We start from the raw sequence: 22171 nt of genomic DNA, 5'->3' as shown, positions 1-22171 counted from the left end.
ATTTTTCTTTCCGGGTGGAAGATCGGTCTCGAACCGACGACCTCCTGAACCACAATCAGGCGCTCTAACCAACTGAGCTACAACCACCATTTAAAAAGCATATTTCGCTAGCGATTTATGCGGCTGCAAATGTAATGCAAATCCGTATTATGAGCAATATTTTCTAATAAAAAATAAGAGCTCATTTAAATTTAAGCGAGATCGTCTGCATCTGAGATTGAAACAGGCTTCTATTTCAAACTCGCAATGCGAGTTAAATTAAATCAAAAATTGAATCAACCGCGGGATAGCGCTCTACCGTAAAACCTTCGGCATAATCAGTGCCTATGAGTCGGCCCAAATCGCGCGCGCGGTACTTGATGCTTTCCTGAAAGTTTTTACTGCTTATAGGGGTATTGTCCTCCCCTTTCGACGGATCGTAAAACTGAGAAGAATAAGCCATTACAGCTTCCATCTTTTGATCAATAAAACCGGTGATATCTACCACCACATCGGGCTGCAGGTTTTTCCATTGTATGTAATGATACACGTTTTTCGGTCTCCAGGCTTCCTGTGGTTTTCCGTCGAGGCTGGTTTCGATCTTCTTGAGGCCGCTGAGAAAACAGGCATCACTGGCGAGCTTGCTCCCGCGACCGTGATCAATATGCCGGTCGTCAATAGCATTGCACAACACAATCTCAGGTCTGTATTTACGTATGATTTCAATGATACGCAATTGAGACTCGCGGTTGTTTTCAAAAAAGCCGTCAGCCAAAGCGATATTTTCGCGTGCACTAAGCTTTAATATTTTCGCAGCATCAGCAGCCTCCTGATCCCTGATTTCCGCCGTACCCCGAGTACCGAGTTCGCCCCTTGTCAAATCAAGCACTCCGGTTTTCTTACCGCGGCTTTGTTCTTTGGCCAAAACGCCCGCACAGGACAATTCAACATCATCAGGGTGTGCGCCAATGGCAAGTATATCTAATTTCACTATACGTTACGTGTTATCGGTTCATGGTTATTTGGTGGAATCGTTGAATCGTTTAAGTATAAACTTTTCACTTTCTACTTTTCACTTCTCACCTCTCTTTAGAGACTAAAATTCAAGCTATCTTTAACCACCTTTTCCAGTGCCTGCTCGAGGTCTGCGATCAAATCCTTTCGATCTTCAATACCTACCGAAAAGCGAAGCAAACCATCATTTATGCCCTGATGTGCACGTTCTTCGGCACTTAACAAGGCGTGGGAGGTTTGCGTGGGAGACAAAATGGTAGATTCTACTCCGGCAAGGCTCATAGAGGGCTTAATCAGTTTCAATTCCTTTAAAAAGGCTTTAGCATCCAGCTCGTCTGCAAGTTCAAACGAAAGCATTCCACCAAAACCACCCATCTGTTTTTTAGCCAATGCATAATCAGGGTGCGACTTTAAACCGGGATAGTACACCGCTTTTACGTGACCGTTTTGTTCCAGCCACTTCGCCAGTTTTTTAGCATTCTTATTTTGTTGCTTAACCCTAAGCACAAGCGTCTTAAGACTCCGCTCCAGCATCCATACGCTAAAATCACTCAAGCTACCACCCAGGTTTTTGGCTTTATGCCAAATCTGCTCCATATGTGCGTTTGAGGCCGCAACAGCGCCCGCCAAAATATCACTGTGCCCACCCATATATTTGGTTGCCGAGTGGATGATGATATCGATGCCAAATTCCGCCGGATTCTGATTTACCGGGGAGGCAAAGGTGTTATCAATCATGGTGATGATGCCGTTTTCTTTAGCCAGATCGGCAATCATTTGCATATCGGTCACCGTCATTAACGGGTTAGACGGGGTTTCGATATACAGCACTTTCGTGTTTGGCTTAAGGGCTTTTTCAAAATCAGCACGCTCAAGACCTTCGGTAAAACTGTACTCGATTCCCATCTTAGAAAATTCCTCTTCTACCAGATTGAAGGTTCCGCCATAAAGGGTTTTCTGCAACACAATATGATCTCCCGCATTTAAAAAGGCTAAAAGCGCGGTGCTTACTGCCGCCATTCCGCTGCCAAAAATCATTCCGGCTTCAGTACCTTCAAGAGCCGCAATTTTTTTTGCGAGCATTTCCTGATTGGGCGTATTAAAATAACGCGGATAGCGCTTTACTTCTACATCTTCATAGGCGTAAGAAGTCGACATATAAAGCGGCGAAATCGCGCCTTTAAACTGCTGGTCTTTTACCTCGCCTACGTGGGTGCAAATGGTGTTTTTTCCGAATTTTGAGTGATTCATAGCGGTTATTATTAAAGCCGTGAATTTACAAAAAAGCCAAGGGAATACCTTTGACTTTGCGCTATAAATCGGCTGGAAAGCCGGGTCTATTGATGCTATATTTGCAAAACCGAATTCAACACGATGCCTACATTAGTATTTGACACCTATAAAACCGAGTATGCGGAAGCTTTTAAAGCCCTCAACCTGCACTGGTTACAGGAGTATTTTGTGGTAGAACCCCACGACGAGGAAGTTCTGAGCGATTCTGAACGCTTTATCCTAAAACCGGGCGGAGAAATTCTGGTTGCAAAAATCGGTGAGCGTGTAGTGGGCGTAGTGGCCCTGATGCCCGATGAAAACGGAATTTTTGAACTCACTAAAATGGCGGTGGATAGTGACTTACGGGGTCAAAAGATCGGTCAGCAATTGCTTCAGCATACACTGAATTTTGCCCGTCAAAAAGAATTGGAAACCCTCATTCTGTATTCAAATCGAAAGCTTGAAAACGCGATCTACTTGTACGGAAAGTATGGTTTTGAAGAAATCCCACTGGAGCAACCCAATCCCTACCTGCGGGCAGATATCAAAATGAGAATCAGTCTTTAAGCAGTATTCGGCACTATGAGCTTCAGGAATTGCAGTTTACCATTTCTTTAATACGCTTTCTTTCAATTTCTTAGTTTCTTTAGGGTATTCTAAACCTTATACACATTAAAAATGAAAAAAGTACTACTTATGGCTCTGGTTGTTACGGCCTCATTCAGCTGTAAAAATGAAGCCAAGAATCAGGAAGAAGCCACTACCGAAAATGAAGAGATGGCTATGACTGAAGAATCTGAAATGGAAGCCGATTTTGATATCACTCCTATTGAACATGCTACGGCCGTGTTTACGCTGGGAGATGCCGTTTTTTATATTGATCCCGTAGGCGGCGCCGAAGCCTTTGAAGGCCAGCCAGCTCCCCAGTATATTTTGCTTACCGATATTCACGGCGATCACTTAAACCAGGCTACGCTTAAGGCTGTGGCTAAACCCGACACCAAAATTTTTGCTCCTCAGGCGGTTTTTGATCAACTAGAAGGCCCCATTCGTTCGCAGGTTACGGTGATGAATAACGACGATACGCAAAGCTGGGAAGGCTATACCCTGACTGCTATACCGATGTATAATTTGCGCGAAGAGGCCAAGCAGTTTCACGTAAAAGGTCGTGGTAATGGTTATTTGCTGGAAAAAGACGGAACTCGTATTTATTTCTCGGGCGATACCGAAGACATTCCTGAAATGCGCAATCTGGAAGATATTGACAAGGCTTTTGTATGTATGAATTTGCCGTACACAATGACTGTAGAAAGTGCCGCAGACGGCGTGATTGCCTTTGCTCCAGATGAAGTATACCCATATCACTTTAGAGGTCAGGGAGGTCTTAGCGATACCGATACATTTAAAAGCATCGTAGACTCGGCCAATGTAGGCACCAAGGTCATTATGCTCGACTGGTATCCCAATAAAACCGAATAAACCACTTCGTGGCAAACCTCTCAGCAGTAAACCCTTTGGCGGAGCAAATAAGATCCCAATCGCACCGGTTGGGATTTTTTGTTTTGGACGAAAGGATAACGAAACCGTGTAAATGTGTACTTTTAAAATCGCTAAACGGAACTACCTTATGAAAGCACCTCTTTTCGCTTTAAGCCTTATATTTTTCTTCTCGTGTAAAAACACCGAAACCAAAACCGAATCTGTTATGACCGAAACTCCACAAGAACATTCAGAAGGAATGCCTTTTTATATAGGAACCTATACCAATGGGGACAGTAAGGGTATTTACAAAGCGGTTTTAAATGCTGACGGAAGCCTTACTGAGCCCGTACTTGCTGTCGAATCTGAAAATCCATCTTTCCTGGCTTTTTCAAAAAATAAGGACATCCTTTTAGCCGTAAACGAAAATGAAAACGGCAGTATTGAATCGTTTCAGGTTGATGGAGATCAATTACTTAGAGTTAACCAAAGCCCTACCGGCGGAGCCCATCCCTGTTTTGTGGCGGTTAATGACGAAGAATATGTACTGGTAGCCAACTATACCGGAGGCAATATAGGCCTGCTCAAACTCGACCCCAAGGACGGGAGCCTTTCTGAACTTCTCGATGTGGAGCAGCACGAGGGCAAAGGCACTACTGACCGGCAAGAAGGTCCGCACGCGCACTCCGCCTGGTTTATTCCCGATGGCAGCGGCATCATTTCAGCCGACCTGGGGACCAATCAATTGTGGTTTTCAAAAATCAATACTGAAACCAACAAACTGGAACCGGCTACCACTCAAAAACTCGGTTTACCCGAAGGTGCAGGCCCACGGCATTTGGTCTTCCACCCTGATAATGGCTTTATCTACGTACTAAACGAACTCGATAATACCATCAGCCAGATTGAGAATAAAGACGGAAACTACAGCGTGCTAAGATCCTTCTCTATTCTTCCGGAAGGTTTTGCGGAATACAGTAAAGCAGCAGATATTCACGCGAGTGCAGATGGTAAGTTTATTTATGCTTCAAACCGCGGTCATAACAGCATCGCCATTTTAGAAGTTCTTGAAGATGGAAGCTTAAAACTCGTGGCTAACGAACCTACAAAAGGAAAAGACCCGCGTAACTTTCAGATCTCACCGGACGAAAACTTTATTCTGGTTGCCAATCAAAACGGAAACAACCTGGTTTCTTATAAACGGGATACCACAACCGGCTTAATGACCTTCGTTGCTGAAGTTGTAGCGCCTGCGCCGGTTTGTATTTTGTTTGAATAGTTATAATTACCAAGACTATTTTGATTAATTTTAATTAATGAACCTGATTATCAGACATAAAGACCAACTACTGGAACTTTGTGAAAAACACAAAGTGGCAAAACTATATCTTACAGGTTCTGCCCTCTCCAAGCATTTTAATTCCAAAAGTGATTTAGATTTTATTATACGTTTTAAAGAAATCAAACTTGCAGACTATTTTGATAACTATATTAACTTTAAAAATAGTCTGAGTAAATTGTTTAAAAGACCGGTTGATATTATTGAAGAACAAACGCTTAAGAATCCGGTTCTAATAAAATCACTAGATCAAAACAAAGAGTTGATTTATGGATCAGAGAATTCATAAATGGTTGTTTGATATCAAGGAAGCCATTGAAGAAATTGAATCTTTTTTTGATGGTAAAAACGAGACTTTAGAGTTTTACAAATCAAACACGATGCTTAGGCGTGCTACCGAAAGAAATCTTGAGATTATTGGAGAGGCAGTAAATCGGATCATCAAACGCGATGCACTGTTTAAATCAAAAATCACTAAAACGACCGCAATAATTGCATTGAGAAACGAAATTATTCACGTTTATGATGGCGTTTCAGATGAATTAATTTGGTCAATTCTCATTCATCACCTTCCTATTCTGAAAAAAGAAATTGACACCTTGCTCGAACAAGCCTAATTTTAAAGTTTATCTCTCGCTGCTCAAACAGATTCTCAATGGCTTACTTCCGCCCAATCTGAATCCAGGACAGTTTCGAGCTCACACTAGGTAGGAATAACAATGATAATATCTTCCAAAGACGCTACTTCACCTGCTTCCCGCCCAGCCAGGTTTGATTTACTTTTAAATCAGGGATTTCATCTTCGGGAATGGTCATCAGATCGGCATCCATCACGATAAAGTCTGCGAATTTACCGGGCTCGATGCTTCCTTTCTCCGCTTCTTCAAAGTTGGAAAAGGCCGCCCAAATTGTCATACCACGCAAAGTTTCTTCGCGGCTCAGCGCATCTTTCATTTGAAAACCACCTTCGGGGTATTGCATCAGGTCCTTTCGGGCTACCGCAGCATAAAAGGTATAAAACGGATTCACCTGCTCTACCGGAAAATCTGTTCCCAAAGCGATGATTCCGGCTTCATCAAGTAGTTTTTTATAGGCATAAGCACCCTTCATTCGGCGCTCACCCAAACGATCTTTTGCCCAGTACATATCACTTGTAGCGTGAGTAGGCTGGACTGATGGCAAAATGTTTTCGTCAAAATAATTGAAATCATCAGGCGAAATCACCTGCGCGTGCTCAATCTTCCAGCGACGGTCTGACTGATCATTCAGGGCTTCGGCGTAAGCTTTCAAAATTACCGTATTTGCCGAATCCCCGATAGCGTGCGTATTCATTTGGAAAGCCGAAGGAGCTAATTTTTGCGCCAGGCTGTAAATGCTGTCAACCGGAGTCACCATCGCCCCGTAATGACCTGCCCTGTCTGAATACGGTTCGCGCAAAGCCGCGCCGCGTGAGCCCAAAGCCCCGTCTCCATAAACTTTTACCGAACGCACATTGAGTTTATCGGTCTTTAGAATACCGTGTTTGAGGAAATAATCTACATCTGCGGGCGTATTGCTGATCATCGCATACATACGCATATCGAGTCCTCCCGCTTTCTGTAGACTGTCAATCAAAAAAATAGTCTCCTTATCCAGACCGGCATCGTTAACCGTGGTTAACCCGTAATCAAAACAGTATTCCTGAGCATCCTGAAGGGCGGCAGTTGCCTGTTCGCGGGTCATTTGTGGCATAATGGGCGTGATCAAATCCATAGGATTATCAACCAGTACGCCGGTGAGTTCGTTGTTTTCCTTCACAATCTCCCCACCTTCGGTGATGGTAGTGTTGTCTATTTTTGCCAGATCTAAAGCCTTTTGGTTAACCAAAAGCGCGTGCCCATCAATGCGCTGCAATACAACCGGAGTATCGGGAAAAAGCGAATCGAGCTTGCGCTTGTTAGGAAATGCCTTGTCTTCCCAGTCGTTTTGATCCCAGCCCCTTCCGTAGATAAAATCAGAAGGTTTTTGAGCCTGAAATTCCTGCACCCGTTGTACTACTTCGTCAAAACTTTTAGATCCAACTAAATCCACGTTTTGCAAGGAAGCGCCAAACCTAAAAAAGTGGCAATGCGCATCGATAAAACCGGGATACACGATTTTACCCTGAAGATCTATAGTTTCGGTCGCCTGGTATTTCGCCTGAATCGAATCGGTTAGGCCAACAGCTACAAACTTATCTCCTCTGATCGCAAAGGCCTGAGCTTTTGAAAACTCCGCATCAACCGTATAAACCGTGGCATTGATAAAGATTTTATCTACTGCCGTTTTGGCCTCAGGCGTGTCGTTACAGGCAGTTAGTAAAATAGAAAGGAAAATCAAAAACAGGTAATTGCGCATAGCTGAAATTTTTACCGAAAGTACAAATTAAGACATCAAAGCCTAAAACAAAAAAACTCCTTTTTACAGGAGTTTCTTTTATGATTAATTAAGACTTTTTACCAGTCAAAGCGGTACGTGGCACCCGCCATTCCCTGAATACCCTGTACAGGATAATTAACCCAGCGCTGGTAATTGTTACCCAAAGCATTGTTTACGCGCACAAAAAAAGACAACTGCTCGTTTAAGCGGTATCCCGCGTGAGCATTAGCATCAAAAAACGAATCCAGAGTTACCAACTGCGGGTTACCAACTGTGTTAAACGGTCCTACCACATTAACTTCATCATTGCGCTCGCCCACATAAAACAGGGTGACACCGGCAAACCAGTGCTCGTCAATCTGGTAATCTGCAAAAAACGAAGCTTTAAAGTCGGGAAGGTTCCAGGCTTCAGCTTCTGTTTCGGTCTCATAAGTAAAGACTTCCCCGTTTACGCGCATCTTCAGATTGCTGTTTACGTCAAAGTTGAGTTCGCCGAACAAAGACAAAGTCCGCAAATCGTCATTGATTACGCCAAAGGAGTTCCCGAACTGATAATTATCTGTACCCAGATTGCCGTTATTGTCATCAAAACGTGCATTGTTTTTATAAAATAAGCGGTTGTTCTGTGACAGATAGCTGGCGCGCAGGTTGTAGCTCATCGCGCTGCTCAATTTCCCTTTAATCCCTGCGTACAGATCGTATTTCTGATCGGTAGGAGAAATGGAATCCAGCGTAGGTGATACAAACGGATTTTCGGTTGCAAGCTCCTGATAGCTGTTTTGCATCAGTCCCCCTTCAAGCCCACCATAAGCAATGAAATACTCATCAACCACACGATAGGAAGCACGTACTGCCGGGTAAATATTTATATCGGTTTCCGGTGCATTTGGAGTAAAATGCGCTGCTGCATTAATCCCTAAATCAAGCGTTAAATCATCTTTCAACACCTGAATGCTGGGATTGGCGCTTACGATTAAATGGCTGTATTCTATTCCTGCGGAATTTTGATAATTGCGGTCAAAGCTGCCATCTACATAATCCAGTTTCAGATCAAGACTCAGTTTTTGACCGGCAACGGGCAACTTAAATTCGGGTTTAGCAATCGCTCTGATTTCGCCCGACTGATAATTATCACCAAAATAACCCACACGAGCGTAAGCTTTTTCGAAGAAACCGTCATTAAAAGCGATGGTTCCGCTTAGCCCTGCCTGAAAATAATTATGCGTAGGGTTGATCAAATCGAGCATAGTAGGCATTGCCTTGACATCATCGGCCACACCATACCAGTTGTAAGATTTATGACCCAAATCCAAATCGGTATTCAGCGTAAAATCACGCGTATTAGAAGTGTAGTTCAGGTTCAAATCGGTGTCGTAAAAGAAGTCGTCAAGCACTACGCCTTCTATATCCCCTTGCGACGAATTGTGATTGAGGTATACTCCAAAATTGGAATCGCGGTCTATCTCCCAATTGCTGTAAAATTCAGCCAATGCCGTGGTGTAAGTACCAAAGCCCAAACGCACATAGTTGTCATACAGCTTGATTCTCTTTGATTTTTCAATCTGCGCCGCCTGCCCTTTCGCCGGGGTGAAGGTCGAAGCTACGGGCACCGAAAAAATACCGTAAGTTACTTTCTTCTTGGCCGTATTCACTGAATCATTCAGCATAGGGGTTGCCTTGACCTTAAAAGCATCACCAATCTCAGGCGTGTAGGGTTTTACCACATTTACCACTTCGGTGCCCAGGTTGTCTTTGTCCTGAGCTTTTGCCAGCTGTATTCCTGCAAAGAGAAAGGTTAGTAAGTAGAATTTATTTAGTTTCTGAATCATAATTTTTGAATTAGGTAAGAAGTAAGTGGTAACAGGTTAGAGGTTGCAAAATTGAGAAGCTTTCAACATCATAGAATTGAGCATCCTATTTATTGCAAGGCAATCATTTTTCAGGGTTTCAACAGTTTCTGAACTTAAATATTCACAATCACGAGCCACCAATAACCAATGCTGCGTTTCAAGCTGCTCGGCATCAGCATCAGTAAGTTTGCTCACAAAATGCTTTTCATACCTTCTTTTACCCCAGGCCTCTGAAATATTAGCTCCTATAGATCTGGACGAACGTCTAATTTGATCTGTAAGCGAATACATTTCTTCCTTTGGAAAAGTCCGGCTTACCGCAAATATTTTCTTTGATAATTCACGTTGAAATTTATAAACCTCCAGATCTTCAAATGTTTTTACAAAAGCCATAATCTCAATTTAATCCCTGAATGACACTTTTTACTTCTAACATTTTACCTTTTACTTAGCGATTAGTTTCCATCCAATGAAGAATTGGTCTGCGCCTCAGCGGCTTTGATACGGGCGAGTTCCTGCCTGGCTTCCGCAACTACTTCGGGATAATCGGTAAAGTTGGTAATCACGTTATCCAGAATATAAGTAGCCTGATAGGCATCTTTAAGTTCGTAGAAATTTTTAGCCATCAGCACCAAACCTTTAGCGCCGTATTCTTTATATCCGCTAAAGTCTTTTGCCAGTTTCTGTACCGAAGCATTAGAACCTTTGTAATCGCCGTTTTGGTTTTTGAAATAGGCATCATAGTACAGCGCCTCGGCTCCGAGTTCGCCTGTAGCGATTTTTGAAACCTCAGCATACGCTTCGGCAGCGCGGCGCTCGTTACCGGTCTGCATCGCACTGCGCGCGATAATCACCTGCGCGTCACTCTTCACATTGTTGTCAATCTTGCTATTTGCCAAAACTTTTTCGGCGTATGCCACCGCATTATCATACTGCTTGAGTTCGTAGTACGATTTCATCAAGTTGCTCTGCGCGAAAATGGTATTCTGCGGAATGTCTGACTCATTTTCCAAACGCTGCAAGACAGGGACTGCCTCAGCATATTTGCGTTCGCTGAGGTACACCTGCCCCAAACGGGCCAGAGCCTGCTCGGTAAACTCGCTGCGTTCTTTTTCGATCACATATTTATAATGCGGAATGGTCTTGAGGTATTCATTTTGACCAAAGTACAACTGACCAAGGTAAAAGTGTGCTTCCATCGCACGTTGTCCGTTAGGATATTCGCGCAGGTATTTTTCGAAATTCTGGATCGCCTGAGGATTGTTGCTTCCTACCAGTTGCTTTTCTGCAGAAGAAAACGCGGCATCATCCAGTTCTGAATCTTCCACCGAAATATAATCGAGGCTGTTTGCCCAACGCCCATAGGCATCTACCTGACCATTATCGATATAAATCAGTTTTGCGGAAGCTACTGCCTGAACGCCTTCGGGAGTACCGGGATAGTTTTCGGCTACGCTTTTAAACAAGCGTAAAGCTTCATCGCTTCGGCCGGTATTGTCATAAATCAAAGCTTTTTTAAGCTGAGACTTGGCGGCGAACTTGCTTTTTGGTATTTCGCGTACCAGACGATCATAAGCCTGAATACCGCGCTCGTTGTCGCCGGTTGCTACATAGGTATTTCCGAGTTCGTAAAGCGCGTCATCACGATAACTCGACTGAGGAAACTGATTAGCAAAATTGCTCAAAGCTTCTATTTTTTGGGCGTTTCGATCTACGAAACCATAACTGATCGCCTTTTGAAAGGTCGCATAATCGCGTTCTACCCCAGGCATCGCGATGGCTTCATTATAGGCTTCCATTGCAGGCCAGTACTTACTGTTGATGAAGTAGCTATCGCCCAAACGCATATAGGCATCAGCCTTACGCACATTATCATTGGAGCCGCTCTTCACATAACGCTCAAAATAACTGGCCGCCTGATCGTAATTTTTCTTTTTGAAATAAGCATAGCCCAGATTGTAAGCCAAATCACCGTATTCGGGCAGGGAGCGGGCTGCACTGCTTTGCTCAAACTGCTTAAAAGTTAGAAGGGCTTCATCAATACGATTGATGGTGTACTCACTTTCGGCTTTCCAATACAGCGCGCGGGCGGTAAATTCCGGCGAAGCCGAAGCCTTCAACGATTTTTCAAAATTGGCAATCGCTTCCTGATAATCCCCGTCATTATACAATTCGATTCCACGGTAAAACGCCACTTTTTGATAAGCTTCCTGATCCTGATAATTGCGGTTGCTTTCCAGCAGGTCCATCGCAGCTTTGTAGTTTTTGGAAGTGATATAGGAATCAATCAACAGGTTTTCCAGTTGCTGACGCTGGGGTGCGTTAGGATAAGCTTCCAGGTAATTGCCTATCGCCTGCGGAGCCGGCTCGTACGCATTACCAATCTCGTAACTCAGTTTGGCGTAGTTTAGACCACTATCTTCTTTGATTTTGGGCTCAAAATCCATTTGATAGGCATTGCGAAAAGCATTCAACGCTTCCTGCTTTTTGCCGGTTTGTAAATACGCGTCGGCTAAGTGATAATAGGCATTTTGTGCCACGCTGTTTTTACCGTCTATAATTTTGTTGAATTCGCTAATGGCATTATCAAAATCGCCCTGCTTGTAATAGGCGTAACCCAGCTGATAGTAATCGGTATTGCTCCATTTGCCGCGTTTTCCTTTATATTCTTTCAGGTAGGGTAAGGCTTTATCAAACTCACCAAGATTGAAATAACTCTCCCCAATAATTTTATTGAGCTCAGACTGCTCATTGCGATTGGCTGTGGGTAATTGCTCTTCCGCCAGGCGAATGGCTTCTCTAAAATTTCCTTGTTTAAAATTAAGGTCGGCTTTAAAATAACTCAGGTCTTCGCGAGTGCCTTCTTCGGCCTCCACTTCTTCAAACAGCTGACTCGCCTCCTCATAATCGTCGTTTTCGTAGGCCATAAAACCTTCGTAATACTTCGCCTGAGCTCCGTATTTTTCAGAATTACGCACGCGACTGAAATAGACCTTTGCTTCCTCCGGACTTCTGGTCTTCAAGTGCGTATAACCCATATTGAAGTTATACTTTTCCATTTCGGCCCAACTTAAACGGCTGATGTCTACCTGCTCGTACCAGCGTTTGGCAGCCGAATATTTTCCATTTTCGAAGTAATAATCAGCTACATCTTTGTAAGCCGAATTGCGCTTGGTGCTGGTAGGATATTCTTCCACAAACTTCTGCATGCGTGCATCTGCCCCACTCTGATTGAGTCGCACTGCGGCGTTTGCGATATAATACGCACAATCGCCCTCAATCGTCGGGTCTGTTGTCTCCTGCTTGATTTCGTTAAAAAGTGTCTGAGCGGCCAGATATTGCTTGCTGTTGTAGAGCGTAAGCGCCTTGTCGTATTTGGCCAGATCATTTGTAAAAGCTTCAGTCTGCTGGGCTGCAGCCGTTGCGCCGGTTAGAAGGATTACCAGAGCGGTAAACACATATTTTTTAATCATAAATATCAGATTTGATAGCAAAGAGCCTAGTTTCGTGTATCTGAAACAAAAGCCTGCTTCACATACTAACGCTGCAAAACTAGGATAATTATATCTAGCGCAAGGTTCTTAAAAAGAAGTTCTGCCCGCTTATTTTGAACGACTTTTCAACAGCGGGATTTTTTATCAAACACAAGAAATAGTGTACTTTTGATCGCGTACACCACGTTATCTTAGAAAAAACTATGTCACAACCGGTCTTAAAGCTGCACAACGCTTCTATTTTTCAACGCGAAAGCCTTATTCTTTCAGATGTAAGTCTTACCATCAACAAAGGTGAATTTGTGTACCTTATTGGGAAAACCGGAAGCGGAAAAAGTAGTTTTATGAAAACCCTTTACGGTGATTTGCCCCTGCAACAGGGAGAGGGTACGATTGTAGACTACGATCTCGCAACTCTAAAAGAAAAGCAGATTCCTTTTTTACGCCGAAAACTGGGCGTGGTGTTTCAGGATTTTAAATTGCTGAATGACCGGACGGTTAAAGAAAATCTCAAGTTTGTACTGAAAGCTACCGGCTGGAAAGATCAAACGCAGATGGACAACAAGATTGACGAAGTACTCGATAAAGTGGGGATGAAGACCAAAGGTTTTAAATATCCCTATCAGCTGTCTGGTGGCGAACAGCAACGTGTTGCCATTGCACGTGCCTTGCTCAACGATCCCGAGTTGATCCTGGCCGATGAGCCCACCGGAAACCTGGATCCGCAAACTTCGGTTGAAGTGATGGGCGTTTTACAGGAAATCAACAAAAACGGAAATACCATTCTGATGGCCACGCACGATTATGCGCTGCTCTTGAAATACCCTTCTAAAACCCTGAAGTGCGACGGTAACAAGATCTTTGAAGTGGTACAAAAAACCATTTAGTCCGGTAACCGGATTTTAAAATTTATCGCTTCAAAATATTTTTGATTCAGCATGCTTACGAAAAAATGCTTTGCTTAATTTTTTGAGCATTCTTTCGATTGTTAAAGATACCTTCCAATAGCTTTTGGCGCTTTTCAAATTCGGTAAACGGCTCTGAACGTAAATCCCTGATTTTTTCCTGAATAGCTACTACCGAAGTACACAGGTGGCTGGCGGCCAATGCTTCCGGCTCATCAATCACATTTTCATTGACGATACAATGCCTGCTTTTAAACAGCGCATTCATCACTTTTAATTTGGTTCCCGACCGCTGAAAAGAAAGGTTTAAAGTAATATGCGCGCGGGCCAGAAGAGCATCCAGTTTTTCGGCAGTTTCAATCGGCTCAAAGCTTAGGTGTTTGTAATTTTTAATCTTTTTTTGGATTACTTCCTGCCGAAAACTCCCTGCGATAACCAGAGGATAATCGACCTCTTTAAATACGTCTATTAAAAAACATGCGGTTTTCAAATTATCAGCTACCGAAAGATTACCGTGGTAAAGAGCAAACTCACCAAACTCAGAACATTGTTGAACAATTTCATTTTCGTGAAAAACGGGTACATAGACCGAAGCATTCAATTGAGAATAGTAATGCTGCTCGTGATGGGAAAGGGTAAACAGGGTCTGAGGCGACTTAAGACAGGGTTCAAAACTCTCAAATTTACGGGCCTCCCAGTTATAGATCAGGGCTTTCAACGGATTATTAATCGCATTTGCCAACCCCCGATAATACTGCTGTTCGATATTTTGAATACGCAGATAAACCGCTTTGCTATTGCCTAAACCATTCACAAGCATTGCCGCAGATTGCAAACCCTGAAGCAAAACCGGTGCGTCAGATTGCGACAATCTTTGAGTAAGCATTCGGTTTTCCCGGGTTGCCAGTGCAATGGGTTTTTTGGAAAATAAGGCTTTAAAGCGTGATGTTTTGGGATAGGTATAAACCGCATCGCAAAAAGACTCCACCACTTCAAAATCCCGTCTTGTATCGGTAAAACAATGCAATTCGATGCTAACTCCCAAAGCTGCCAGTGCCTTGATCTGATAAAATACATCAATGACTCCGCCATAATTGGGCGGAAACGGATTATCAAAAGCAACAATTTGTAATTTTTGAGCCATAGGCGACTGATCATGCGTCGGGCGTGGTGAGAATCCCTATTTTTGATTAAAACTAAAGCTTTTGACCCGGTTTTCTGTCATTATCCCCGTTTATAACAAGGCTAATTTTGTAGCTCAAACCATCCAATCAGTATTGGCGCAAAGCTTTACGGACTACGAAATCATTCTGATCAACGACGGCTCTACCGATAACAGTCTGCAAGTTCTTCAAACTTTTAACGCATCAAATATCAGACTGATCAATCAGGAAAATCAGGGCTTGAGTGCAGCGCGAAACAAGGGGATTACTGCTGCTAAAGGTGAAATCATCGCTTTACTCGACGCCGACGATCTTTGGGCTCCGCAGCATTTGCAAAGTCTCTTTGAGTTAAGTCAAGAATTTCCGGAAGCTAAATTATACGGCACAGCCTATGCTGAGCTATTCAGCGATGGAAACTGCGTACCTCCTAAAATCAACCTCAAAACAGCAGAGTCTCAACTTTTAATTCCTGATTTTTTCGAAGCCTCTCTTTTTCAGCCCCTGGTACCACCCAGCAGTTTTGCTTTTAAAAAAGAGATCATAAAAACTATCGGCGGTTTTGATTCACAGATTACCTATTTTGAAGATGTAGATTTTTACATCAGAGCACATTTAAAATTTAAAATGGCTTACGCTACCCGCGCCACTTTGCAATATCGTTTTGAAAGTGAAAATCAGGTTACCCACAGCAATCTGCACCGGGAACGCATTGCCAATCTAGAGCCTTACCTTCACGAAAATCCCAATCATAAAAGCCTGCACAAATACATCCACCGCTATTGGTATTTTCTCTGCAATCACTTTAAAACCGAAGGCGCACAGGAGCAGTATTACCTGATGCGCAAAAAACTCAATACGCGATACCTAAACCCTCAACAACGTCTGCTACTCGCTCTCCCTGCCCCACTCTTACGAGGCTTAAGAAGCTTTAAAAGCCGGTTGCTTAAAAAAGGATTTCGGGTTACGAGTTTCTAGGTTGAATTCGAATATTCAGAAATGGACAAGGCAGTGGATTTTTGATTAATTTCAACGTAAATAATTCATTGATAATTATTTAAATCGATTTGACTTTATTTAAAATGGATAAATACAAAGGCAAATACCGCAATGAATCTGCACGCCATCCTACCTGGGATTACGCGAATGCAGGTCTTTATTTTATTACCATTTGCACCCGTGACCGTAAACACTTTTTTGGCGAAATCAATCTGGGAAAAATGGAATTGTCAGACATTGGAAAAATTGCCGAACAGGAATGGTTAAAAACATTTGAAATGCGTCCCGATATGAATTTATGGATGGGCAAATTTGTGGTGATGCCCGACCATTTTCACGCCGTTATCGGAATTGGTGAAAATGAATTCAATACCCAAAACACATCACGCCCGAATAAATTTGGCCCACAATCAAAAAATCTGGCATCCATTATACGTGGATTTAAAATTGGGGTTACCACAAACGCACGAAAAACCAATCCCGATTTTGCGTGGCAATCCCTATATCACGATCGCATTATCCGAAACGAAAAATCGCATCTTGCCATTTCAAATTATATTGAAAACAATGTACGTAATTGGAAAAAGGATAAATTGAACTAGCGCAATGCGCTATTAATAATGTACGGTCGCAATGCATTGCGACCCTATTTCTGAATGCAAATCATTGCATCCCTTCAATAAACGCTTTCCACAATTTATTGACCTCCTGATGATCGTAACGGGCAATACTGGCCTGTGCATTTTCGCGGTACTGGTTTAATAAATCGGTATCGCCTGCCAATTGATTTAAGGCGTTTTTAAACGCCTCAAAATCGTGATGGGGTACAAGGATTCCGTTGCTGCCGTCGAGCAATTCTGCCGGACCTGTGGGGCAGTCGGTAGAGACCACCGGAGTGCCGCAAGCCAGACTTTCGAGCAACACCCGAGGAAAACCTTCAAACTTGCTGCAAAAAGCGAAAAACAGCGCACCGGCGAAATAGGTTTCGGGCTTTTTGACAAAGCCTTCAAAGTGCACGCGATTTTTCAGTTGTAGTTTTTCAACCTGCTTTTGAAGCCTCTTCAATTGAGGCCCCTGTCCCAAAATACGCAGATCGATTTGCTTACCGGGCAGTTCGCTTTCGGCGTAAGCCTTAATCAGCTCATCAAACTGCTTGTGATCGTACAGACGACCGGCCGTTACGATGTATGGATTATCAAATTTTTTCGTCTTTACTTTTTGGTAAGTGGCAACCGAGATACTATTCGGTATGATGTGAATATGTTCCAAACCATAACGCTGCTCAACAAGTTCCTTCATCTGGTCGGTTAACACACAAATGGGATCATTTTTAAACAGTAAGCGAGTCGCCGAAGTACTTTTAGGGAAGTAATAATTGAGATTGGCGCTGCGCACCATGTATACAGGTTTAAAATTTCGGTACAGCAGTTTTTTGACAAAATATTCCTTAACGGCACTTTTCCGAAAGCGAAAATCAAGCACATAATCAATCGCTTTAACCTTCAGAAATTCACGCGTAATGCGCAACCTTCGGTATTTGTCTAACGGATCATTCAACTTGTTTTTATACAAACCCAGATTGAAAAGTTCGCCGCTATGCTCGTAACCAATCTGATCTGTAATCGAGATGATAAACACCTTATTCCCTATTTGGGTAAGTTGTGTGCTCAGCAAGGCAGCCGAGCGTTCTGCTCCTCCTCCGGCTAGGGATTCAACCAGAATAGCGATATTTTTGGGGATGGGTCTCAGGGATTATGTATAATTTCGGCTTAAGATACTAAATAGATGAGAATTTTACTCGTAGGCGAATACAGTAACCTACATAACAGTCTAAAAACGGGTTTACAAAGCCTGGGGCACGAAGTCACGCTCGTGAGTCCCGGTGATTCGTTTAAGAAATACCCTTCAGATGTACTGTTACAGGCCCGGCGTATTGAAGGTTTTGCTCCGCTCAACTGGTATCGCAAAGCCTTGTTTCGGTTTACGGGTTTTGACATCGCAACCATGGAAATAGGCTATCGGGCGATGGATTTTCTCTTTGATCAAAAACCGTATGACGTCATTCAACTCATCAACGAATACCCGCTTAAGAGTCCGTATTTTATGGAAAAGCGCGTCATCGAACGCCTGCGTGCCCTGACCAAAAAACTGGTAATTTTAGCCTGTGGCGATGATTATGTGTACCTGAATAACCTTGACAAACTACTGCATCATCCCGCATTGCAACACCCGGATATTCATTTTCCATACAGCGAAAAATACCTCACACCTGCCCATAAAAAATACCACGAGTTTATTTTTGCTAAAAAAGATGCAATCATCAGTACCGATCTGGATTATCACCCTGCTTACGCGGGAAAACCTGATTATCTGGGGATGATCCCAAACCCGGTTTGTGTGGAAAAACTGGAGTTTAAACCCAACACCAGTCTAGAGCCTATTGTTATTTTCCACGGAATCAATCAGACCAACTACTATAAAAAAGGAAATGACTTTTTTGAAGCCGCTTTAGAACAGATTCAGGAAAAATATGGGAATCGCATTGAGGTACGCACCGCTCGCAGCCTCCCTTACACCGAATATTTAAGGACGTACGAAGATGCGCATATCGTTCTCGATCAGGCTTACGCACTTGACCAGGGCTACAACGCACTTGAGGCAATGGCTCAAGGCAAAGTCGTGTTTACCGGAGCCGGTAAAGCATTTTGTAAAAGCTATAATTTGGAAAAAAACGAAGTGGCCATAAACACTATTCCTAATGTGAGCAAAATCGTTAGGGATCTGGAAACCTTGATCGAAAACCCAAAACGCATTTTGGAAATAGGCCAAAACGCCAGAACTTTTATCGAAAAACATCACGATGCTACCGAAGTTGCCGGACAATACCTCAAAGCCTGGGAGCAGATTAAAGAACGAACGGAAACATAAAATTACTGAGTTATCCTCGCGAATAATTTCTTTCTAAATAGAATCACAACCACCAGTAAATACAAGGAATAACTCAGCAAATGCGCCATCCCAGCACCTACAAATCCGTAGCGGGAAACCAGCCAGACGCTGCTGAAATAAATGATGCTAAGCGAAATCAGTTGCGTAATCACAAAGGTTTTCACCATTCGTTTAGCAATGATCTCATAAGCGATTACCAGACTCGCCACACGCACCAAATCGCCTGCCAGTTGCCAGATAAAAATGGACTGCATCTCGAGAAATGATGCATCATAAATCAGTCTGATGATAAAACCTTTCAGCAAAAAGATTACAAGAAGCCCCAAAGCAAAAAAAGGCAAAATACTCCTGTAAAAGTCGGTCGTGACTTTGCGCAGGTTTGTTTGTGTTCCGGAAGTTGCAAGTTTGGGTAAAACATACAAGGTAAGGATACTCGTGGCAAACATCAGGTAATAATCAGAGAGCCGCAGCATCGCGTCCCAGTATCCCGCATTTTCGATTCCGTCTGTCTCGATGATGTATTGCCGTATCGCGATATACACCCAGGGCGCGGCAACCGCCGAAAACAAACTCATAAACGCATAAGAACCCAATTTCTTAAGAAGGGAAGCGTCTATTTTTAGAAGGAATAGCTCTTTCGCCTTCGCGAAATACTTCCTTAGAAAAACCAGTGTAATACCCAAAGCAAGCACGCCACTTAAAAGGAGAGCTAGCATCGCCCCAAAAAGCGAGAACCAGACAATTAAAAGCGCTGACAACAAAACGCCTGAAGCATTGATACTCATGTTTATAAAAATCACCTTACGGAAATCTCCCAGCCCGTTGAGGATGTTGAGCAACAGCGTTTGTAGGGTAAAGAGAGGTAATACGATTCCTGCAAGACGTATGATTAACGTGTAATCTGCCGTATTTTCAAAAATTAAAGTATTGAGATCCGGAGCAGCAATCACCACGATTAAACCTAAACCTAACGAAACTAAAAAAGGGAGTTTCAGTACGGTGGCGACGAGTTTATGAAGTGCTTCGGGTTGTTTTTTATACGTGGCGGTATATTTTATCACCCCATTGCTAACGCCCAACTGTCCTAGGCTTTGCAACGAACTCATAAAATTACGCAGATCGCCCAGCAAGGCCATCCCTGACGCACCCAGGTACACCGCAATGAGTTTAGACGTGATGAGACCGCAAACCACCCGTACCGCAATACCCACACTATTGAGCGAACCCACTTGTAATAGGATATTTTGGGCGAAAAGTTTGCGAACAAACCTAAGCATGATACGCGTTTAGAACGGTGATCACCCGGTTTACTTCTGCTTCAGTAAGCGCGGGGTTAAGCGGAATACTCACACAGCTTTTTGCAATTGCTTCGGTAACCGGAAAACTCAAATGATTAAACGATTTAAGCGCTTCCTGTTTATAAGGAGGCACTTCGTAATGAATGGCAGAACCTATTCCGTTTTGGTTTAGATACGCTAAAAAATGAGGGCGGTTGTTGACCAAAACCACAAAAACATAAAACACGTGACCTGATGAAAAGTCAAAAAAAGGCAACCTGATTTCGGGATTTTGAATCTCTTTGAGATACCGGGACGCAATCTGGCGGCGCCTGTTATTCTGCGCATCGAGATCGTTTAGTTTTTCATTTAAGAAACAGGCCTGCAGCGGATCAAGCCGCGAATTGAAACCAAGACTTGTGTAATGCTGAGCATCCTTACGGCCGTAATTACGTAAACTTTGAATGGTTTTCGCCAGTCGCTCATCTGAAGTAGTAACCGCCCCGGCATCACCCAGAGCTCCGAGATTTTTAGTGGGATAAAAGCTGAAAGCTGCGGCATCGCCAAAACTACCTGCTCTTTTACCGTTCACTACTGCCCCGTGTGCCTGACTGGCATCTTCAATAAGCAGTAATTGCTGTTTTTTGGCATAAGCCGAAAGGGCTTCTATGGGTCCTAACTGTCCGTACAGATGTGTTACCACAAGTGCCTTTACTGAAGTATCCGGCTCTCCAATTTTATCAAGATCTATATTGAAGAATTGGGTTTCGGCTTCCACAAAAACAGGCTTTAACCCGGCCTGAATGACCGCAAGCACCGTGGCGATATAACTGTTCGCGGCAAGCAGGACTCCGTCTCCCGAAGCCAGCTTACCTTTCACTTTATAAGCCTCAAAAATGAGCCGAAGCGCATCAAAACCGTTACCCGTACCCACACAAAAATCGGTACCGCAATACCGCGCAAAAGCAGTTTCAAAATCACTTACTGCCTCACCCAAAATATAGGTTCCGCTACCTAAAAAATCTTCAAACCGCTTTTTAAAACGCTGCTCGTAAGGTGCATTGATCTGCTTTAAATCTAAAAACGGAATGTTCATAAATCGAGCTTTAACGTGTGTTGCAAATAGACCTGAGCGCCCAGTTCTTCCTTCTGTTTGATGAGACCGAAATTGTAATCTTCATCACGGCCGCCCTGCACGGTCCCCATATCAAAAAAACGATATCCCGCATCTTTATAATCCTGAATCAGGTTCACAAACAGAAAATCCATCGCACGCAGTTTTTCACCTTCGGGCGTGGTGGCGCCGTACTGGGATTTTACCACGTCTTCCGTTAGAAACAAGGTAATCCCGGCAAGCAGGGTTTCGCCCTGATAACAATTGATCTGCTTGATGTTGTAGGGAAACTGCTTTTTAAGCAGCTCTATTTCGGCCAGGCTGTGAACGGGTTCGGTATCAAATTTTGTAGCCAACCGTGGTTTTAAAACAGTATTCCAAAATCCGGCAAAATCGCCTTCCACATAACGCAAACCCCGCTCTGAGGCCTGGCGCGCACGCCGTTCTTTAGTATTATGAATAAAATAAGGCCGGTTATAATCAATCCCAAAATTCAACTGACTCTTAACCACCTGCGCACCGGCTTCCAGCAATAGATGCTCGAGTTCATAAGCCGGTTGCTGCATATAAAACTGCGGAATCAATTTGATTTGAAACTGTTGAAATCCTTCCGTTTTCAAGTATTGCAGTAAAGCCTCGAAAACCTGTTTTACTTCCCCGAAAGCGATACCTTTTTCCAGAATTAGTGCACCATAAGTAAGCCCCTGATGACTGAAAAGCGTAGCTCCTTCGAGATTTGCCGGTAGCACCGCAATCACTTTTTCATCCTTAAAAAAAAGAAGGCTGTGATCTTCAAAACGCTTGCCGTGATAGGCAATAAAATCACGCGAAAATAAAAAGCTGGTGTTTTTAACCCCTTTGTTTTTAGAGCCCATCAATGAGGCTACAAAGCGATCCCAGCGGGATTTGTAATCGGGAGTATATTTAGTTACGCTTATCAAGT

20 protein-coding genes and 1 tRNA gene are annotated in these 22171 nt (G+C 43.3%); 9 read left to right on the top strand and 12 right to left on the bottom strand.

Translation table 11 applies throughout. The features are described from left to right. Window positions 1-12: 12 nt before the first annotated feature. The 3 genes from CJ305_RS10995 to CJ305_RS10985 all read right to left on the bottom strand — a co-directional run bounded on the left by CJ305_RS10995 (window position 13) and on the right by CJ305_RS10985 (window position 2244). Window positions 13-88, bottom strand: a tRNA-His gene (locus CJ305_RS10995). Window positions 89-253: 165 nt separating this feature from the next. Then, a complete protein-coding gene (gene bshB1, locus CJ305_RS10990; protein ID WP_099646328.1) occupies window positions 254-970 on the bottom strand; it encodes a bacillithiol biosynthesis deacetylase BshB1 in 717 nt (238 codons plus the stop codon). A gap of 98 nt (window positions 971-1068) precedes the next feature. Then, window positions 1069-2244, bottom strand: a complete 1176-nt coding sequence (locus CJ305_RS10985) for a trans-sulfuration enzyme family protein (protein ID WP_099646327.1) — start codon at window positions 2242-2244, stop codon at window positions 1069-1071. Window positions 2245-2367: 123 nt separating this feature from the next. Here CJ305_RS10985 and CJ305_RS10980 point away from each other — a divergent pair, with 123 nt between their 5' ends. The 5 genes from CJ305_RS10980 (at window position 2368) to CJ305_RS10960 (ending at window position 5700) form a co-directional block, all read left to right on the top strand. Beyond that, a complete protein-coding gene (locus CJ305_RS10980) occupies window positions 2368-2832 on the top strand; it encodes a GNAT family N-acetyltransferase (RefSeq protein WP_099646326.1) in 465 nt (154 codons plus the stop codon). Window positions 2833-2943: 111 nt separating this feature from the next. Next, window positions 2944-3744, top strand: a complete 801-nt coding sequence (locus tag CJ305_RS10975; protein ID WP_099646325.1) for an MBL fold metallo-hydrolase — start codon at window positions 2944-2946, stop codon at window positions 3742-3744. A gap of 148 nt (window positions 3745-3892) precedes the next feature. Continuing rightward, a complete protein-coding gene (locus tag CJ305_RS10970) occupies window positions 3893-5023 on the top strand; it encodes a lactonase family protein (RefSeq protein WP_099646324.1) in 1131 nt (376 codons plus the stop codon). A 37-nt stretch (window positions 5024-5060) separates the two neighbouring features. After that, window positions 5061-5372, top strand: a complete 312-nt coding sequence (locus CJ305_RS10965) for a nucleotidyltransferase family protein (protein WP_099646323.1) — start codon at window positions 5061-5063, stop codon at window positions 5370-5372. Further along, the gene (locus CJ305_RS10960) at window positions 5353-5700 is read left to right on the top strand and encodes a HepT-like ribonuclease domain-containing protein (RefSeq protein ID WP_099646322.1); all 348 of its coding nucleotides are present in this window, start codon (window positions 5353-5355) and stop codon (window positions 5698-5700) included. Before CJ305_RS10965 ends, CJ305_RS10960 begins: the two co-directional genes overlap by 20 nt. Before the next feature lie 124 nt (window positions 5701-5824). On the opposite strand, the gene CJ305_RS10955 is transcribed toward CJ305_RS10960, so the two are convergent. The 4 genes from CJ305_RS10955 to CJ305_RS10940 form a co-directional block, all read right to left on the bottom strand. Beyond that, window positions 5825-7459 (bottom strand): amidohydrolase, encoded by a 1635-nt coding sequence (locus CJ305_RS10955; protein ID WP_099646321.1) that lies wholly within the window; start codon window positions 7457-7459, stop codon window positions 5825-5827. A gap of 98 nt (window positions 7460-7557) precedes the next feature. Further along, entirely contained in the window at window positions 7558-9309 is a 1752-nt protein-coding gene (locus CJ305_RS10950; RefSeq protein ID WP_099646320.1) for a TonB-dependent receptor, read from the bottom strand. Between the two features lie 36 nt (window positions 9310-9345). After that, the gene (locus CJ305_RS10945; protein ID WP_099646319.1) at window positions 9346-9723 is read right to left on the bottom strand and encodes a four helix bundle protein; all 378 of its coding nucleotides are present in this window, start codon (window positions 9721-9723) and stop codon (window positions 9346-9348) included. Between the two features lie 62 nt (window positions 9724-9785). Beyond that, window positions 9786-12803 carry a tetratricopeptide repeat protein gene (locus CJ305_RS10940; RefSeq protein WP_099646318.1) on the bottom strand — a complete coding sequence of 1006 codons (3018 nt, stop codon included), beginning with the start codon at window positions 12801-12803 and terminating at the stop codon, window positions 9786-9788. 224 nt (window positions 12804-13027) lie between these two features. Between CJ305_RS10940 and CJ305_RS10935 the strand changes: the two genes are divergently transcribed. Beyond that, window positions 13028-13711, top strand: coding sequence for a cell division ATP-binding protein FtsE (locus tag CJ305_RS10935; RefSeq protein ID WP_099646317.1), 684 nt, complete (start codon window positions 13028-13030; stop codon window positions 13709-13711). Between the two features lie 55 nt (window positions 13712-13766). Here CJ305_RS10935 and CJ305_RS10930 read toward each other — a convergent pair whose 3' ends face one another. Beyond that, entirely contained in the window at window positions 13767-14873 is a 1107-nt protein-coding gene (locus CJ305_RS10930) for a glycosyltransferase family protein (RefSeq protein ID WP_099646316.1), read from the bottom strand. 61 nt (window positions 14874-14934) lie between these two features. On the opposite strand from CJ305_RS10930, the gene CJ305_RS10925 reads away from it, so the two are divergent. Together CJ305_RS10925 and CJ305_RS10920 are read left to right on the top strand one after the other, a co-directional pair. Then, entirely contained in the window at window positions 14935-15867 is a 933-nt protein-coding gene (locus tag CJ305_RS10925) for a glycosyltransferase family 2 protein (protein WP_099646315.1), read from the top strand. A gap of 104 nt (window positions 15868-15971) precedes the next feature. Further along, window positions 15972-16490, top strand: coding sequence for a transposase (locus tag CJ305_RS10920; RefSeq protein ID WP_099646314.1), 519 nt, complete (start codon window positions 15972-15974; stop codon window positions 16488-16490). A 61-nt stretch (window positions 16491-16551) separates the two neighbouring features. Here the strand turns inward: CJ305_RS10920 and CJ305_RS10915 are convergent, their stop codons facing one another. Beyond that, the gene (locus tag CJ305_RS10915; RefSeq protein WP_143469376.1) at window positions 16552-17562 is read right to left on the bottom strand and encodes a glycosyltransferase; all 1011 of its coding nucleotides are present in this window, start codon (window positions 17560-17562) and stop codon (window positions 16552-16554) included. 111 nt (window positions 17563-17673) lie between these two features. On the opposite strand from CJ305_RS10915, the gene CJ305_RS10910 reads away from it, so the two are divergent. Further along, window positions 17674-18816: a glycosyltransferase family protein gene (locus CJ305_RS10910; protein ID WP_099646312.1), complete on the top strand. Its 1143-nt coding sequence runs from the start codon at window positions 17674-17676 to the stop codon at window positions 18814-18816. 2 nt (window positions 18817-18818) lie between these two features. Here the strand turns inward: CJ305_RS10910 and CJ305_RS10905 are convergent, their stop codons facing one another. Genes CJ305_RS10905 through CJ305_RS10895 form a run of 3 tightly spaced genes read right to left on the bottom strand, consistent with a single transcriptional unit; the run spans window position 18819 to window position 22169 of the window. Then, the gene (locus tag CJ305_RS10905; protein WP_099646311.1) at window positions 18819-20114 is read right to left on the bottom strand and encodes an O-antigen translocase; all 1296 of its coding nucleotides are present in this window, start codon (window positions 20112-20114) and stop codon (window positions 18819-18821) included. Then, window positions 20107-21210, bottom strand: a complete 1104-nt coding sequence (locus CJ305_RS10900; protein WP_099646310.1) for a DegT/DnrJ/EryC1/StrS family aminotransferase — start codon at window positions 21208-21210, stop codon at window positions 20107-20109. Before CJ305_RS10900 ends, CJ305_RS10905 begins: the two co-directional genes overlap by 8 nt. Next, window positions 21207-22169 (bottom strand): GNAT family N-acetyltransferase, encoded by a 963-nt coding sequence (locus tag CJ305_RS10895; RefSeq protein ID WP_099646309.1) that lies wholly within the window; start codon window positions 22167-22169, stop codon window positions 21207-21209. The genes CJ305_RS10900 and CJ305_RS10895 overlap by 4 nt, the downstream gene beginning before the upstream one ends. Between the last annotated feature and the right edge of the window lie 2 nt (window positions 22170-22171).

The sequence above is a fragment of the Leeuwenhoekiella nanhaiensis genome, from assembly GCF_002744755.1.
GTDB classification, from domain to species: Bacteria; Bacteroidota; Bacteroidia; order Flavobacteriales; family Flavobacteriaceae; genus Leeuwenhoekiella; species Leeuwenhoekiella nanhaiensis.
This window is presented reverse-complemented; position numbering and strand designations above follow the sequence as displayed.